The 14,723-nt window shown below is 66.9% G+C and carries 14 protein-coding genes and 2 riboswitches; of the genes, 12 read left to right on the top strand and 2 right to left on the bottom strand.

Features of this window, described 5'->3' with window-relative positions; translation table 11 throughout:
- Positions 1–3 precede the first annotated feature (3 nt).
- The 7 genes from AAFF19_RS11835 (at position 4) to AAFF19_RS11805 (ending at position 6,508) form a co-directional block, all read left to right on the top strand.
- On the top strand, positions 4–384 hold the full coding sequence (locus AAFF19_RS11835) for a DUF934 domain-containing protein (RefSeq protein ID WP_342720238.1): 381 nt from the start codon (positions 4–6) through the stop codon (positions 382–384).
- Positions 384–1,031, top strand: a complete 648-nt coding sequence (locus AAFF19_RS11830) for a phosphoadenosine phosphosulfate reductase family protein (RefSeq protein ID WP_342720237.1) — start codon at positions 384–386, stop codon at positions 1,029–1,031. Before AAFF19_RS11835 ends, AAFF19_RS11830 begins: the two co-directional genes overlap by 1 nt.
- A gap of 14 nt (positions 1,032–1,045) precedes the next feature.
- Positions 1,046–2,011, top strand: coding sequence for a sulfate adenylyltransferase subunit CysD (gene cysD, locus AAFF19_RS11825; RefSeq protein ID WP_342720236.1), 966 nt, complete (start codon positions 1,046–1,048; stop codon positions 2,009–2,011).
- A complete protein-coding gene (locus AAFF19_RS11820; RefSeq protein WP_342720235.1) occupies positions 2,011–3,384 on the top strand; it encodes a GTP-binding protein in 1,374 nt (457 codons plus the stop codon). Before cysD ends, AAFF19_RS11820 begins: the two co-directional genes overlap by 1 nt.
- Positions 3,385–3,496: 112 nt before the next feature.
- A complete protein-coding gene (fdxA, locus tag AAFF19_RS11815; RefSeq protein ID WP_008904181.1) occupies positions 3,497–3,826 on the top strand; it encodes a ferredoxin FdxA in 330 nt (109 codons plus the stop codon).
- A 130-nt stretch (positions 3,827–3,956) separates the two neighbouring features.
- The gene (locus AAFF19_RS11810) at positions 3,957–5,003 is read left to right on the top strand and encodes an NAD(P)/FAD-dependent oxidoreductase (protein ID WP_342720234.1); all 1,047 of its coding nucleotides are present in this window, start codon (positions 3,957–3,959) and stop codon (positions 5,001–5,003) included.
- Positions 5,004–5,053: 50 nt separating this feature from the next.
- A riboswitch (TPP riboswitch) is annotated at positions 5,054–5,158 on the top strand.
- Positions 5,159–5,227: 69 nt separating this feature from the next.
- Entirely contained in the window at positions 5,228–6,508 is a 1,281-nt protein-coding gene (locus tag AAFF19_RS11805; protein WP_342720233.1) for a cytosine permease, read from the top strand.
- Positions 6,509–6,575: 67 nt separating this feature from the next.
- Here the strand turns inward: AAFF19_RS11805 and thiD are convergent, their stop codons facing one another.
- A complete protein-coding gene (gene thiD, locus AAFF19_RS11800; protein WP_182119222.1) occupies positions 6,576–7,439 on the bottom strand; it encodes a bifunctional hydroxymethylpyrimidine kinase/phosphomethylpyrimidine kinase in 864 nt (287 codons plus the stop codon).
- Positions 7,440–7,507: 68 nt separating this feature from the next.
- Positions 7,508–7,639, top strand: a riboswitch (TPP riboswitch).
- 70 nt (positions 7,640–7,709) lie between these two features.
- Here thiD and AAFF19_RS11795 point away from each other — a divergent pair.
- The 4 genes from AAFF19_RS11795 (at position 7,710) to AAFF19_RS11780 (ending at position 10,839) form a co-directional block, all read left to right on the top strand.
- On the top strand, positions 7,710–8,840 hold the full coding sequence (locus AAFF19_RS11795; protein WP_182119223.1) for an FAD-dependent oxidoreductase: 1,131 nt from the start codon (positions 7,710–7,712) through the stop codon (positions 8,838–8,840).
- Positions 8,837–9,034: a sulfur carrier protein ThiS gene (gene thiS, locus AAFF19_RS11790; RefSeq protein WP_182119224.1), complete on the top strand. Its 198-nt coding sequence runs from the start codon at positions 8,837–8,839 to the stop codon at positions 9,032–9,034. Before AAFF19_RS11795 ends, thiS begins: the two co-directional genes overlap by 4 nt.
- Positions 9,035–9,116: 82 nt before the next feature.
- Entirely contained in the window at positions 9,117–9,926 is an 810-nt protein-coding gene (locus tag AAFF19_RS11785) for a thiazole synthase (RefSeq protein WP_182119225.1), read from the top strand.
- Positions 9,919–10,839, top strand: coding sequence for a thiamine phosphate synthase (locus tag AAFF19_RS11780; protein WP_182119226.1), 921 nt, complete (start codon positions 9,919–9,921; stop codon positions 10,837–10,839). The genes AAFF19_RS11785 and AAFF19_RS11780 overlap by 8 nt, the downstream gene beginning before the upstream one ends.
- Before the next feature lie 44 nt (positions 10,840–10,883).
- Here AAFF19_RS11780 and AAFF19_RS11775 read toward each other — a convergent pair whose 3' ends face one another.
- Positions 10,884–13,115 (bottom strand): hypothetical protein, encoded by a 2,232-nt coding sequence (locus AAFF19_RS11775; protein WP_342720232.1) that lies wholly within the window; start codon positions 13,113–13,115, stop codon positions 10,884–10,886.
- 73 nt (positions 13,116–13,188) lie between these two features.
- Between AAFF19_RS11775 and AAFF19_RS11770 the strand changes: the two genes are divergently transcribed.
- Complete coding sequence (locus AAFF19_RS11770) at positions 13,189–14,712, top strand: 3-hydroxyacyl-CoA dehydrogenase (protein WP_342720231.1); 1,524 nt, start codon at positions 13,189–13,191, stop codon at positions 14,710–14,712.
- Positions 14,713–14,723 lie beyond the last annotated feature (11 nt).

The following is a 14,723-nucleotide window of genomic DNA, read 5'->3' as shown; positions in this document are numbered from 1 at the left end:
ACTATGAAAATAATAGCTTCTCACGAGCACCAGCCGAGCCCTGCGGGCATGAAAGTCATTGAACTGCCTAACGACGCCAACCCGTTCGATCTGGACCTGGCGGGCGTGGACCGCATTGACCTGCAGTTCCCCAAGTTCACTGACGGCCGGGCCTTCAGCCAAGCCCGCCTGCTGCGCGGCCGCCTGAAGTTTGCGGGCGAGTTGCGCGCCACCGGCGAGGTGCTGATCGACCAGCTGGTGCAGATGGCCCGCTGCGGCTTTGACGTGGCCGTGCTGCGCGAAGGCCTGGACATGGCCGATGCCCAGCGCCAGTTTGACCGCTTCAAGGGCTTCTACCAAGGCGACGTGACGCACCCGCTCCCCCACTTTCGTGAGGCCGCCTGATGAACACCCGAGACCCCCTCGCCACAAGTCCGCTGGATCTGGCCACCGTCAACGCCGACCTGGGCCGCAACGCGCCCGCCCTGGTGCAATGGGCCCTGGGCCTGGGCAAGACCAGCATCGTCACCACCAACTTTCGCCCCTTCGAAGCCGTGATCCTGCACATGGTCACGCAGGTGAATCCTGAAGTGCCCGTGGTGTGGATGGACAACGGCTACAACACCGAAGCCACCTACCGCTTTGCCGACGAGGTGACAAAGCAGCTGGGGCTGAACCTGAAGATCTACCTGCCCCTGCGCTCGCGCGCCCACCGCGAAGCCGTGGATGGGCCCACGCCCGCGCTGGATGACCCGCGCCACGCTGCCTTCACCGCCGAGGTGAAGCTCGAGCCCTTTGCCCGCGCCCTGCGCGAGACCGCGCCCGAGGTCTGGTTCACCGCGCTGCGCGCCACCGACACTGCCGTGCGCGCGCAGATGGAGCCGGTCAGCATCAACCCCGACGGGCTCATCAAGGTGGCGCCGCTGCTGCACTGGTCGTCCAAAGACCTGCACGAATACTGCGTGAAGCACGGCCTGCCCAACAATTTTGACTACGTGGACCCGACCAAGGGCGAAGACAACCGCGAGTGCGGCTTGCATCTGGCCCACTGAACCTGGACACCGCCATGAACGCCCGCACCGACTCAGTGCTGCTTGAGAAAACCAACAACATGAGCTACCACCTCAACAACTCGCACCTCGACGCTTTGGAGGAAGAAACCATCTTCATCCTGCGCGAAGTCGCCGCCGCCTTCGAGCGCCCCGCCCTGCTGTTCTCGGGCGGCAAGGATTCGTTGGTCATGCTCAAGTGCGCAGAAAAGGCTTTTGGCACCAAGGCCAGCGGTGGCGGCATTCCGTACCCGCTGCTCATGATCGACACGGGCCACAACTTCCCTGAAGTGACAGACTTCCGCGACTTCCGCGCGAAGGAACTGGGTGCCGAACTCATCGTGCGCAGCGTGGAGGATTCGATGGCGCGCGGCACCGTGCGCCTGGCGCACCCCGGCGAATCGCGCAACGTGCACCAGTCCGTCACGCTGCTTGAGGCAATTGAAGAGTTCCGCTTTGACGCGCTGATCGGCGGTGCCCGCCGCGACGAAGAAAAGGCGCGCGCCAAGGAGCGCATCTTCAGCCACCGTGACAGCTTTGGCCAATGGCAGCCCAAGGCCCAGCGCCCCGAGCTGTGGACGCTGTTCAACACCCGCCTGCAGCCCGGCGAGCACTTTCGCGTATTCCCCATCAGCAACTGGACCGAGCTGGACGTGTGGCAATACATCGACCGCGAGCAGATCGGCCTGCCCAGCATCTACTACACGCACAAACGGCAGGTGGTGGACAAGAAGGGCCTGCTGATGCCCGTGACCGAGCTGACACCACCCCGCGAAGGCGATGTGGTGGAAACACGCGACGTGCGCTTTCGCACTGTGGGCGACATCACCTGCACCGCACCGGTGGAAAGCACCGCCGCAACCCCGGCCGAGATCGTCATCGAAACCCTGGCCGCCGACGTGAGCGAGCGCGGCGCGACGCGCATGGACGACAAGACCAGCGATGCGTCGATGGAAAAGCGCAAGAAAGATGGGTACTTCTGATGACCACTACCAATTCGATAGCTGCCAGCGCTTATACAGCAAGCGCTGGAGCCCAAAATGACCATATTTCCGCCCTCAAGTTCATCACCTGCGGCAGCGTGGATGACGGCAAGAGCACGCTGATCGGCCGCCTGCTGGTGGACAGCAAGGCCGTGCTGCAAGATCACCTGGCCGGCGTGCAGCGCCAGGGCGAAACCGACCTGGCGCTCCTGACCGACGGCCTCTCTGCCGAGCGCGAGCAAGGCATCACCATCGACGTGGCCTACCGCTACTTCGCCACCGAAGCGCGCAAGTTCATCATCGGCGACGCGCCCGGCCACGAGCAGTACACCCGCAACATGGTGACGGCCGCCAGCAGCGCCGACGCCGCCGTGGTGCTGGTGGACGCCACCAAGCTCGACTGGAAGAACGCCCAGCTCGCCCTGCTGCCGCAAACGCGCCGCCACAGCCTGCTGGCGCACCTGCTGCGCGTGCATTCGCTGGTGTTCGCCGTGAACAAGCTGGACGCGGTGGAAGACCCCGCGCTGGCGTGGAAGCACATCCAGGGCGCGCTCCAGGCGTTTGCGCAGGCCGCTGGCATTGCTGTGCGTGCCACGGTGCCCGTTTCGGCACTCAAAGGCTGGAACGTGGTGGACGCCCACGCCGGCTGGTGCGGCTATGACGGTCCTACCCTGCTGCAGGTGCTGGAAGAACTGCCCAACACCCCCGCCGACACGGCGCTGGCGCCAGCCTTCCCGGTGCAGTGGGTCCAGAAGTTCTCGTCCTCGTCCGACACCAGTCAGGGCCGCCGCGTCTTCTGGGGCCGAGTGGCTGCAGGCAGCTTTGCGCCCGGCACCGCCGTACAGATCTTCCCCAGCGGCCAGCTCGCCACCGTGGCCCAGGTGCTGGACCACGCACGCCGCCCCAAGGACGTGCCCGCAGGCACCAGCGCCGGCATCATCCTGGACCGCGAGGTGGATGTATCGCGCGGCGACTGGATTTTGGCAGCGCCCACGGCAGCCGCAGCCCCGGCCGCCGAGGACGACTTTGGCGACACGCCCGCTGCCACCCCGGCCTGGCCCGCCAGCCGCGAGCTGCGCACCACCATCGCCTGGATGGACGACGAGCCCCTGGTGGCGGGCCGCGTGTACTGGGCGCTGCATGGCCACCGCTGGGTCAAGGCCAAGGTGAAAGCCGTGGTGCACAAGCTCAACATCAACACGCTGGCCGAAGAAGCCGCCACGCAGCTTGACCCCAACGCCATCGGCCATGTTCAACTTGTGCTGCAAGAGGCCATTCCCGCCGCGCCGTTCAACCAGGCCCGCGTGCTGGGTTCGTTGATCTTGGTGGACACGGCCAGCCACAAGACGGCCGGCGCCGTGCTGGTCAACTGATCTGGATCAGCGCACGCCGCCCCCACATCCCTCCCGCGAGAGGGGCCCTGTAACCAAAGGTCGGTGAAAGCCTTAAAATCGAGGGTTTTCACCGACCCACACAACTCCTGTCATGACCCACGTCGTTTCCGAAAACTGCATCAAGTGCAAGTACACCGATTGTGTGGACGTGTGCCCCGTGGACTGCTTCCGCGAAGGCCCGAACATGCTCGTCATCGATCCCGATGAGTGCATCGACTGCGCCGTCTGCATCCCCGAGTGCCCGGCCAACGCCATCTTTGCCGAAGAAGACCTGCCGGCCGACCAGATCGCCTTCATCAAGCTCAACGCCGACCTGGCCTTTGCCGACGGCTGGAAGAGCATCACCAAGCGCAAGCCCGCGCTGCCCGACGCCGACGAGTGGAACGGCAAGCCGGGCAAGGTCAACGAACTGATCAAGTGACCCACCGACCCCAACCGTTCGGGCTGAGCTTGTCGAAGCCTTGCGCCGCGCTTCGACAGGCTCAGCAGGAACGGTTTGTGTCGATCCAGGGCAACGTGGCGCCTGGCGCTGCTACCCAGGCGTGACGGCCATGATTCAAGAAACCGACGCCGTCGTCATCGGCGCGGGGCCCGTGGGCCTGTTCCAGGTCTTCCAGCTGGGCCTGCAAGGCATCACCGCCCACCTGATCGACGCCCTGCCCCATGCGGGTGGCCAGTGCGTCGAACTGTACGGCGACAAACCCATCTACGACATCCCGGGCATCCCCGTGTGCACCGGGCGCGAGCTGGCCAGTCTGCTGCTTCAGCAGATTGCGCCGTTCAAGACCCAGTGGCACCTGAACACGCTGGTGTCCGCACTCACCGTGCAGGCCGATGGGCGCCTGCTGGTCGAAACCTCGCAAGGTGCACAGCTGCTGGCCCGCAGCGTATTCGTTGCCGCCGGCGTGGGCGCCTTTGTGCCGCGCACGCTCAAGGTGGACGGCATCGAGCGGTTTGTGGGCAACCAGGTCCACTACCAACACCTGCCCGCGACTGCGGATGTGGCGGGGCGCCACGTCGTCGTGCACGGCGGCGACGAGCCCGCCGTGGCCCGCGCCGTGGAACTGGCCGAACAAGGCCAGGCCGCCCGCGTGAGCCTGCTGCACCGCCGCGATGTGTTCCAGGCGCCCGAAGCCTTGCTGCAACGCCTGCAGCAACTGCGCGATGCGGGCCGCATCCACGTCGAGGCCGCACAGATCACCGGCATCGAAACCACGGGTGAACAGCTGACCGCCCTGCAGATGGTGGACGCCGATGGCAGCAGCCGCGCCCTGGCGCTGGACCTGCTGGTGGCTGTGCTGGGCATCTCGCCCCGCCTCGGGCCCATTGCGGACTGGGGCTTGGCCATGGACCGCAAGCAACTGGTGGTGGATACCGAGGCCTTCCGCACCAGCGTGCCCGGCATCTACGCCGTGGGCGACATCAACACCTACCCCGGCAAACGCAAACTCATCCTGTGCGGATTTCACGAAGCCACGCTGGCCGCCTTTGGCGCGGCCGAGGCACTCAAGGGCGACAAGGTGGCCCTGCAATACACCACCACCAGCCCGCGCCTGCACCAGCTGCTGGGTGTGTCGCCCGCCGCCGCTGCGGCCTGACCGGGCACGCAGCCACGCCACTACAATCCGCAGCGCACTGCTTTTGCAAGTGCTACCGCTAGGGGTGTCGAAGCGGGTTGGCCCACTTCGACTGAGAGAGTCCCTTTGAACCTGATTGAGATCATCCTCGCGCAGGGAAGCAAGTTCGCCACATTGCGACTCTGAACACGTCAGGGCGCACCGGCGGGCCGCCCCTGCTCTGTATCTGCTTACGGAGCCATTCCATGTCCTCATCGCCCGCCGCGCCCTCCCACAACGAAGCGCTGGCCCCCGTCTCCCCCGACCGCCGCGTCTTCCAGTGGCATGACCACGCCTCGCTCTGGTTCAGCCTAGGCGTGGGCCTGCTGGTCATGCAGGTGGGCGCGTACCTGATGCCCGCATTGGGCACCAAAGAGGCACTCATCGCCATCGTGGCCGGCTCCATCGTGGGCGCGGGCCTGCTGGGCTGGGTGGCCAAGCTGGGCTGCGACAGCGGGCTGGCGAGCGCGGGCCTGATGCACGCGGTGTATGGCCGCACCTTTGCCAGCCTGCCCATCATCCTGAACATCGTGCAGCTGGTGGGCTGGGGCACGTTCGAGCTGGTGGTGATGCGCGATGCCACCGTGGCCATTGGTCAGCAGTCGGGCAGCATGGCCGGTGCGCACTGGCAGGTAGCGGCCACGCTGCTGTGGGGCGGCGTGGTAATGCTGCTCATCAGCGGCTCGATGGTGCAGCTGGTGCGCAAGGTGATTGCGCGCGTGGCGCTGCCGCTGGTGGTGCTGTCGCTGCTGTGGCTGTCGTGGCAGTGCTTGTCACTGGCGCAGGCCCAGGGGTTTGATGCGCTGTGGAACCGCCAGGGCGCGGGTGGCATGGGCGTGTTCCCTGCGCTGGATCTGGTGATCGCCATGCCCATCTCCTGGCTGCCGCTGGTGGCGGACTATGCGCGCCACGGCAGGAACGGCGGCTCCGCATTGCGTGGCACCTGGCTCGGCTATGCGCTGGCCAACATGTGGTGCTACACGCTGGGTGTGCTGGTAGCGCTGACCTTGCCCAGCAAGGATCTGGTGCAGGCGCTGCTGCTGGCCCAGGGCGGGCTGATCGCGCTGTCGCTGATCCTGATCGACGAGGTGGACAACGCCTATGGCGACACCTATTCGGGCGCCGTGTCGGCCCACAGCCTGATGCCGCGCTGGAGCGTGCGTGCCTGGGGCCTGGTGGTGGCTGCGGTGTGTACCGGCCTCGCACTGGTGCTGCCCATGCACAGCCTGGAGCCGTTCCTGCTGCTGCTGAGTTCGGTGTTTGTGCCGCTGTTTGGCGTGATCCTGGGACGCCTGGCGTTTGGCACGAACGCGCCCGCACTGCTGGCGGCAGCGGGCAAGGTCAATGTCGTGCCGGTGACCATCTGGCTGGTGGGCATTGCGGTCTACCACCTGGCGCCCAAGGTGCTTCCGGGTGCGGGGTCGGCCCTTCCGGCGCTGGCGTTCAGCTTTGCGCTGGCCTTTGCCACACGGCCAAGAGCCCGTTGATACGCTATTGAATTGTGAGCTGCCAGCGCTTTATTTATAAGCGCTAGAGCCCAAAAAAAGCCAATTTCTAAAACACCAGTTGCGCCACGGGCGCATAACCGTGGTTGAGCGGGCCGTGACCACGGCCGGTGGTCACATCAGCCCCTGCAGCAATGGCGCCCAGGATGTAGGCCCGCGCGCGCTCCACCGCCTGCTGCAAGGGCAGGCCCTGCGCCAGGTGTGCCGCAATGGCCGACGACAGGGTGCAGCCCGTGCCGTGACCGTTGGGTGTGGCAATGCGTGCGGACTCCAGCCGCTGCCGCACGCCGCTGCGGGTGGCCAGCACGTCCACCACCCAGTCTCCGGGCAGGTGGCCGCCCTTGAGCAGCGCCGCACGTGCACCCAGCGCGCACAGGGCCTGCGCGGCTTCGTCCAGTGTTTCCACGCCCTTGATGCTGCGCCCCAGCAGCCAGTCGGCCTCGTCCAGGTTGGGGGTGATGATCTCGGCCAGCGGAAACAGCTCCTGCACCAGCACGCTCACGGTTTCTGCAGCGATGAGCCGGTCTCCACTGGTGGCGACCATCACGGGGTCGAGCACCACATGGGGCAGCTGGTAGGTGCGGATGGCATCGGCCACCACACGCACCACCTCGGGCGAATGCAGCATGCCGATCTTGACCGCATCCACACCAATGTCCTGCACCACAGCGTCGATCTGGGCCTTGAGCATTTCGGGCGGAATGCCGTGGATGCCCGTCACGCCACAGGTGTTCTGCGCCGTGATGGCCGTGATGGCCGTCATGCCGTAGCAGCCCAGGGCGGCAAAGGTCTTGAGGTCGGCCTGGATGCCCGCGCCGCCGCCGCTGTCAGAACCTGCGATGGAGAGCACACGCACATAGCGGCGTGTAGAAAGCAGAGGCGGCGTGGAGGACGGCGGGATCAAAGAAGTCATGGCAAAAATTATGGCCTATGCGCTAGCGCAAAAAGAGCGGTGCGAGCTTGTGCTGTAATTGATTTTTCCGGACGAAACAGGGGTGTCCCGCCATTTTGGTGTGCGACTGAGAAATACCCTGGGGCTCCCGCGCACACAGTTGCATGGCCCCGCTACCCGATCCAGGTCATGCTGGCGTGGGGAGTTTCCTTTCAAGCGGCACAGCCCCGTTTTGTCCCCATGCACCTTGCTCGCGCCTCGCCTGCAGCACACGGACAGAACATAACGACTATGCCACTGCCACCCTCCTCATTTGCCATCCTGGGCGCAGGCCTCATGGGCCGCCTGCTGGCGGTCGAGCTGGCCCGCCAGGGCCACTGCGTGGACATCCACGACGCGGGCAGCCCGGCTGCCGAAGGCTCGGCCGCCACGGTGGCCGCCGCCATGCTGGCGCCCCTGGCCGAATCAGCCATCACCGAACCCGGCGTGGTGCGCATGGGCCACCATGCCCTCACCCGCTGGCCGCAGCTGCTGGCGCCTCTGGCCGAGCCTGTGTTCTTCCAGCAGGCGGGCACGCTGATCGTGTGGCACCGGCAGGACGCGGCCGAAGCCCAGCGCCTGACGCGCCAGCTGGAGGCCAACCAGCACACCGTGCCCGAGCTGCCCCGCCTGCAAAAGCTGGGCAGCGAGGCCCTGGCTGAGGCCGAGCCCACGCTGGCGCACCGCTTTGCCCAGGGCCTGTACCTGCCCGGCGAAGGCCAGCTCGACAACCGGCAGCTGCTGGCCGCCCTGGTGGTGGAAATGCAGCGGCTGTCGGTGCGCACGCACTGGCACAGCCCCCAGTCGCCCGAGGCCTTTGCACCCGGCGCCCCCGGCCAGCCCGACTGGGTGCTGGACTGCCGGGGCCTGGGCGCCAGGGGCCAGTGGAGCGCACTGCGCGGCGTGCGCGGCGAGGTGGTGCGCATCCACGCACCCGATGTCACGCTGCAGCGCCCGACACGGCTGGTGCACCCGCGCTACCCCATCTACATCGCGCCCAAGGAGGAGCACCTTTTCGTGATTGGCGCGACCGAGATCGAATCCGACGATATGTCCCCCGCCAGCGTGCGTTCCACGCTGGAACTGCTCTCTGCCGCCTACGCCGTGCACCCCGGCTTCGCCGAGGGCCGCATTCTGGAGCTGGCCACGCAGTGCCGCCCCACGCTGCCCGACAACCTGCCCGCCATCCGCCAGCCGCGCCCGGGTGTGCTGGAGATCAACGGCCTGTACCGCCACGGCTTCATGATTGCGCCCGCCATGCTGGATGTGACCCTGGAAGTGCTGAACACGGGACAATCGCAGCTTTCGCAACGTTTTGACCTCGCGCTGGACCTGGCCCCCACACCTGCGCCCGCCACCCGCGCTGCTGCCGCCCTCGCATGAACATCACCATCAACCAGACCCCGTACGAGCTGCCCGACGGCGCCACCGTGTCCGACGCCGTGGCCGCCATCGATGCACGCCCGCCTTTTGCGGTGGCCGTGAACACCACCTTCGTGCCCAACACCGGCTACGCCGCCCGCACGCTGCAGCCCGGCGACCGCGTGGAAATCATCTCGCCCGTGACCGGGGGTTGATCCCGCACACAAGATTTGAATAAAAATGGCCTCCAGCGCTTATCCATAAAGCGCCAACAGCTATCAAAACAATAGTAAATCCATGACCACTCCAACGCCACAAGACCCGCTGGTGCTGTACGGCCAGACCTTCAACAGCCGCCTGCTGCTGGGCACCTCGCGCTACCCCTCGCCCGCCGTGCTCGAAGCCGCCGTGCTGCGCGCCCGGCCCGCCATGGTCACCGCGTCATTGCGCCGCCAGGGCAGCAACCCGGCCGAAAGCGGCAGCAGCTTCTGGGAGCTGCTGCGCAAGCTCAACGTGCCCGTGCTGCCCAACACCGCCGGCTGCCACAGCGCGCAAGAGGCCATCACCACCGCCCAGATGGCGCGCGAGGTGTTCAACACCCCGTGGATCAAGCTGGAGCTGATTGGCGACGACTACACCCTGCAGCCCGACACACTGAACCTGGTGGGTGTGGCCGAGCACCTCATCAAGGAAGGCTTTCAGGTGCTGCCCTATTGCACCGAAGACCTGGTGCTGTGCCAGCGCCTGGTGGACGTGGGCTGCCAGGCCGTGATGCCCTGGGCCGCGCCCATCGGCACCGGGCGCGGCCCGGTCAACCCCTATGCCCTGCAGACGCTGCGCGAGCGCCTGAACGTGCCCATGCTGGTGGACGCGGGCCTGGGCCTGCCGTCCCACGCCTGCCAGGTGATGGAATGGGGCTATGACGGCGTGCTGCTGAACACGGCCGTTGCATTGGCGCAAGACCCGGTGGCCATGGCCGGTGCATTTGCCGATGCCGTGAGCGGCGGGCGCGCAGCCCGCCTGGCCGGTGCCATGGCCGCACAAGACGCCGCCCAGCCCAGCACCCCCGTGCTGGGCACCCCTTTCTGGCACCACGCCCATGCATGACACCACCGCCCTGGCGCACGCCATCCTGAGCCACCACGCCGCCACCTTTGCGGGTTTTGCACCCGAGCCGGTGCCTGCTCCCACCTCGCAGGAGCCCGTCTACCTGGCCGCGCTGCAAGCCTGCAGCCAACTGGGTTTCATCGCCCACGATGCCGAATGCCTGGCCCGCGCCTGGCAGACCCGCGCCCTGCGCACCGGCGCGGCCCAGCCCGAGACGTGGCCCGACGCCCCTGAGGACTTCGGGCTGCAGCCACTGCCGCGCGCCCACCAGTTTGCGCCCTGCCCCCACCACCTGGGCCTCTACGCCGTGCTGCCCGACGCTGCCTGGGTGGGCCGCATGGCCCGCGCGGGGGTGCCCACGGTGCAGCTGCGCTTCAAGTCCGACGACCCGGCCGCCATCGAACGCGAAGTGCGCTCGGCCGTGTCGGCCGTGCAGGGCACGGGCGCGCTGCTGTTCATCAACGATCATTGGCGCGCGGCCATCGACGCCGGTGCCTATGGCGTACATCTGGGCCAGGAAGACCTGGACGCACTGAGTGCTCCCGAGCTGCAGGCGTTGCACCGTTCGGGCCTGCGCCTGGGCGTCAGCACCCACGGTTATGCCGAAATGGTGCGCGCGGACGCGGTGGGCCCGAGCTACGTCGCCATGGGTGCGGTGTTTCCGACCACGCTGAAAAAAATGGCCACGGCCCCGCAAGGTGTGGGGCGGCTCGGGGTGTATACGCGGCTGATGCGGCACTACCCCCAGGTGGCGATTGGCGGCATCGGCGCCGAGCAGTTTGGGCAGGTGCTGGCCACCGGCGTGGGATCGGTGGCGGTGGTGCGCGCCATCGTGAACGCGCCAGATGCAGAGGTCGCCGCTGCGCAGCTGATGCAGAGCCTGAAGGCAGGCGGTATGCCCCACGAAACCTGACAGAGCGCCTGAATGCCCGGGCAGGCATCAGGCGGCTGCCATCGTCACTTGCCGGGGATCTTTTTTTCCAGTTCCAGCCGGAGTTCCATCAGGTCGTTGTCCATGCCGAAACCCACCGGTTGCCCCTGCGCCGGAGGCGCTGTCACCGGCGCGGGCGGCAGGTCGCTGAGGGTGAGATGGGGAGGCTCCGACAGATCGAGGTCGAGATCCAGCGGCGCGCCCCGTGATGGAGCTTGAAGGGCAGCGGGAGCCGTAGTTGCAGACGCCCGGGGAGCCAAGTCCACAGCGGTGGGCAGATGCGCATCAAAGTCGAAGTCCAGGCCACCAGCCAGAGAGTCGGCCGGGGCTGCAGCGGCCATGATGGCCGATGGTGGGGAAGGACGCAGCACCTGGGTTTCATCCCTGGGCGGCGCAAGTGGTGTGGTGCGCTTGCGGGGCGCAGGGGCGCCGCGTGCGCTGGGGGGCGTGGTTTGCGCAATGGCCAGCAGCAGCAACAAATCATCGTAGGCGGCCAGATCAAACGGCTCTTGCGATTCCACACCGTCTGGCTTGAACAGCAGCTTTTCCAGCAGTATCACCACCGCGGGAGACGTCCACGCCTCCTCGATCTCGGCCAGCGCGTCGGTGTAGTGGTACAGCATGCGGCCCGTGCGATGAAAGCCCGAAAACTCCGGAACCTGTGCATTGAACGACTGCATGAACTGCACCCGCAGTTGCGAGAACTCCTCCACACGGCTGAGCGTGTGGTACAGCCGCAAGAGCTCCAGATAGGCAAGCGGCGATGTCGCTCCACGCTCGGCAATGTGCTTTTTCAGCACTTCGATGGCCTGCTGGTGCTCGCCCACTGACACAAAAAACTCCGCCTGCTGCTGGATGTCGAACAGCTCTTCGGGGCTGACGATGTGCAGCGGGGCCTGCGGCGCTGCGGCGGGAGGCGGCTCTGAAGGCGTGGCCTTCAGGGGCGACGGCGCACTGGGCAGCGGGGCGGTGGCCACAAACGGCGGCGCCAGTGGCGCCGCAGCGGAGTCCGGCGAAGGCGCCCTGGGGCCCGACAATTCGTCGGAAGCCACCCAGTCATCGCTAGGCTCCGGGGCGAGGCCCAGTGCCGCACCGTGCTCCGCCATCACGTCCTCTCCGCCCAGCGCAGCCACGGAGTCGCGCCACGAGCGTACCGCCCTTTCAGAGGCACTGCGCAGCCTGGCCCAGGCCCACAACACCAGCAGCAACGCCAGCAGGACCGCGGCGGCCAGCGCATACACCACGGTGGCCGGGAAACGATCGTTCTCGGCCTGCTCCAGTTGCAGCTGCAGCTGTGCAGCGCGGGCGCTGTCACTTGCGGCTTGCGCCCGCAATGCCGCCACATCCGCCTCCAGGGCGCTGAGCCGGTCTGTCTGCGCAGCGGATTCTTCGGGGGGCGCGTTCAACGCCCGCCACATCGCTGCAGCCTGTGCACGCTCGGCCGAGGGCTGGTCGGACGGCACGGTCAGCAGCTCGGGGGAACTGCGCAGCGCCACGGGGCGGTCCGTCCACAGGTCCAGCGACTCGACCACCAGACGGGGCCGGTCGGCAGGTGCGGATGCTGCGGGTGTCTTCTTTGCTGCCGGGGGTGCACTTGCTGCGGTCTGCGCACGTGCGCGGCTGCGCTCTGCGGGGCGCGCTGGGCCTTGTGCCCGGGGCGACGCCGGGGTAATCGGCGGCGCTGCCCGCGCAACCGGGGCAGCGGCGCTGGCAGGGGGTAACGATGGCGGGGCGGACGGCGGTGCCAGGGGCGCTGCTGGCGCTGCGGCTGCGGTGGCGCCACGTGCACTGGCCGCGGTCTGGGCCGGGCGCGACGTTTCAGCCCCGGTCCGCTCAACCGAGGGAAGCTGCGAGACATCCACCGGGGCGGCAGATCGGGCTACCGAGTTCGGAAGCTCTGCAAAAAAGGTGTAGGTGCGTGTGACCTTGCCAGCGCACCCGGCAGACAGGGTGACGGTCAAAACGGGCTCATCCACCGCAATCGCCGCCTGAACCCTCACCGCCGAGGGGCGGCCACGCATGTCGGGAAGAGGCGTCACGCGCACCCTGGCGTCGCCAACGGCCGTCTCGCCAGCCATGATCCGCGCCGTGACGCAGGCGGAGGCGATATCGGTGCCCGGGTCCGGCTGGACATCAAAGGACAAGTCCACCGGCGCACCCAAGACCACAGCGCCGCGGCTGCTGCCCAAAGACAATGCAGATACGCCTGTGGCCACCACCCACAGACTGGCCCCCATCATGGCGTTACGAATTTTCACAATATTTTCGGATTTTCAGCGCGGCCCATTCTTGCACATAACTCCCGCGCAACGCCAGAGCCATAATGGCGCTATGAAAATTCAGTTTCCGAACATCGCCATCGTGGGTACCGGCGCCATGGGCCGGGGTATTGCACAGATCGCCGCACAGGCGGGCAGCCAGGTGTTTCTGCTGGACGCCAATCCCGGTGCAGCGGACGCGGCCTTGAGCGCCCTCAAGGACCAGTGGAACAAGCTGGCGGGCAAAGGGCGCATCACTGCGAAGCAGGCGGCGGAGTTTTCGGCGCGTTTGCATCCGGTGCTGGCAGCATCTGAACTTGCAGGCTGTGACCTGGTGGTGGAAGCCATCGTGGAGCGCCTGGATGTCAAGCAAAAGCTCTTTGCAGAGCTTGAGGCGGTGGTGCGCAGCGATGCCGTGCTGGCCACCAATACGTCTTCGCTCTCGGTGACCGCGATTGGTGCCGGGCTCCAGCGTCCGGAGCGGCTTGCCGGCTTTCATTTCTTCAACCCGGTGCCCTTGATGAAGGTGGTGGAAGTGATTGCAGGGCTCAAGACCGAGCCCGCCGTGTGCACTGCGCTGGCCGCGTACGCCAGGGAAATGGGCCACACGCCCGTGCAGGCACAAGACACACCCGGCTTCATCGTGAACCACGCAGGGCGCGGTTTTGGCACTGAAGCCCTGCGCATCGTGGGCGAAGGCGTGGCCGACTTTGCCACCATCGACCGCATCCTGCGCGACCAGGTCGGTTTCAAGCTCGGCCCCTTTGAGTTGATGGACCTGACAGCGCTGGACGTGTCCCACCCGGTGATGGAGTCCATCTACCGCCAGTACTACGACGAGCCGCGCTTTCGCCCCAGCGTGATCACCGCGCAGCGCCTGGCGGGCGGCGTGGTGGGCAAAAAGGTGGGCGAAGGTTTTTACCGCTATGTGGATGGCGTGGCGCAGATACCCGCGGAAGCACCACCGCCCGTGGTGGCCGAGATTCCCCCCGTGTGGGTCTCGCCCCGCGCTGCGCGCCGTGCCGAGCTGTACCAGCTGCTCAAGGACCTGGGCGCCACCATCGAAACGGGCCAGTCGCCCTCGCCCCAGGCCATCACGCTGGTCGCGCCACTGGGGTTTGACATCACCACCGTGGCGGTGGTCGAGCGCCTGGACCCGGCGCGCACCATCGGCATCGACATGCTGATCGACGACGCCGCTACCAAGCGCCGCGTGCTGGTCACCAACCCCGCCACCCGCGTGGACATCCGCAACGCAGCGCATGCGCTGTTTGCCCGCGACGGCAAGGCCGTGAGCGTGATCCGCGACAGCGGTGGTTTTGTCACGCAGCGCGTGGTGGCCACCATCGTCAACATCGCCAGCGACATCTGCCAGCAAGGCATCTGCTCCCCCAAGGATCTGGAAACCGCCGTGACCCTGGGCCTGGGCTACCCGCTCGGCCCCTTGGCCATGGGCGACCGCTGGGGTCCCACCAACATCCTGGAGGTGCTGTTCAACATGCAGACCGTGTATGGCGACACGCGCTACCGCCCCAGCCCCTGGCTGCGTCGGCGGGGAGCCATTGGCTTGAGCCTGAGCCACGTCGAAGAAGCCTGAACGCCCAGCAC

Source organism: Acidovorax sp. FHTAMBA, from assembly GCF_038958875.1.
In the GTDB taxonomy this organism is placed as follows: domain Bacteria; phylum Pseudomonadota; class Gammaproteobacteria; order Burkholderiales; family Burkholderiaceae_C; genus Acidovorax.
The sequence above is the reverse complement of the archived record's forward strand: the minus strand, read 5'-3'. Positions and strand labels throughout refer to the sequence as shown.

Bases quoted from the DNA above. Each gene is read 5' to 3' on its own strand.
- AAFF19_RS11795 (WP_182119223.1), top strand. From the start codon at position 7,710: ATGCCACTGCCACCCTCCTCATTTGCCATCCTGGGCGCAGGCCTCATG.
- AAFF19_RS11780 (WP_182119226.1), top strand. From the start codon at position 9,919: ATGCATGACACCACCGCCCTGGCGCACGCCATCCTGAGCCACCACGCC.
- AAFF19_RS11830 (WP_342720237.1), top strand. From the start codon at position 384: ATGAACACCCGAGACCCCCTCGCCACAAGTCCGCTGGATCTGGCCACC.
- AAFF19_RS11820 (WP_342720235.1), top strand. From the start codon at position 2,011: ATGACCACTACCAATTCGATAGCTGCCAGCGCTTATACAGCAAGCGCT.
- fdxA (WP_008904181.1), top strand. From the start codon at position 3,497: ATGACCCACGTCGTTTCCGAAAACTGCATCAAGTGCAAGTACACCGAT.
- AAFF19_RS11805 (WP_342720233.1), top strand. From the start codon at position 5,228: ATGTCCTCATCGCCCGCCGCGCCCTCCCACAACGAAGCGCTGGCCCCC.
- AAFF19_RS11835 (WP_342720238.1), top strand. From the start codon at position 4: ATGAAAATAATAGCTTCTCACGAGCACCAGCCGAGCCCTGCGGGCATG.
- thiS (WP_182119224.1), top strand. From the start codon at position 8,837: ATGAACATCACCATCAACCAGACCCCGTACGAGCTGCCCGACGGCGCC.
- AAFF19_RS11810 (WP_342720234.1), top strand. From the start codon at position 3,957: ATGATTCAAGAAACCGACGCCGTCGTCATCGGCGCGGGGCCCGTGGGC.
- AAFF19_RS11785 (WP_182119225.1), top strand. From the start codon at position 9,117: ATGACCACTCCAACGCCACAAGACCCGCTGGTGCTGTACGGCCAGACC.
- AAFF19_RS11770 (WP_342720231.1), top strand. From the start codon at position 13,189: ATGAAAATTCAGTTTCCGAACATCGCCATCGTGGGTACCGGCGCCATG.
- thiD (WP_182119222.1), bottom strand. From the start codon at position 7,439: ATGACTTCTTTGATCCCGCCGTCCTCCACGCCGCCTCTGCTTTCTACA.
- cysD (WP_342720236.1), top strand. From the start codon at position 1,046: ATGAACGCCCGCACCGACTCAGTGCTGCTTGAGAAAACCAACAACATG.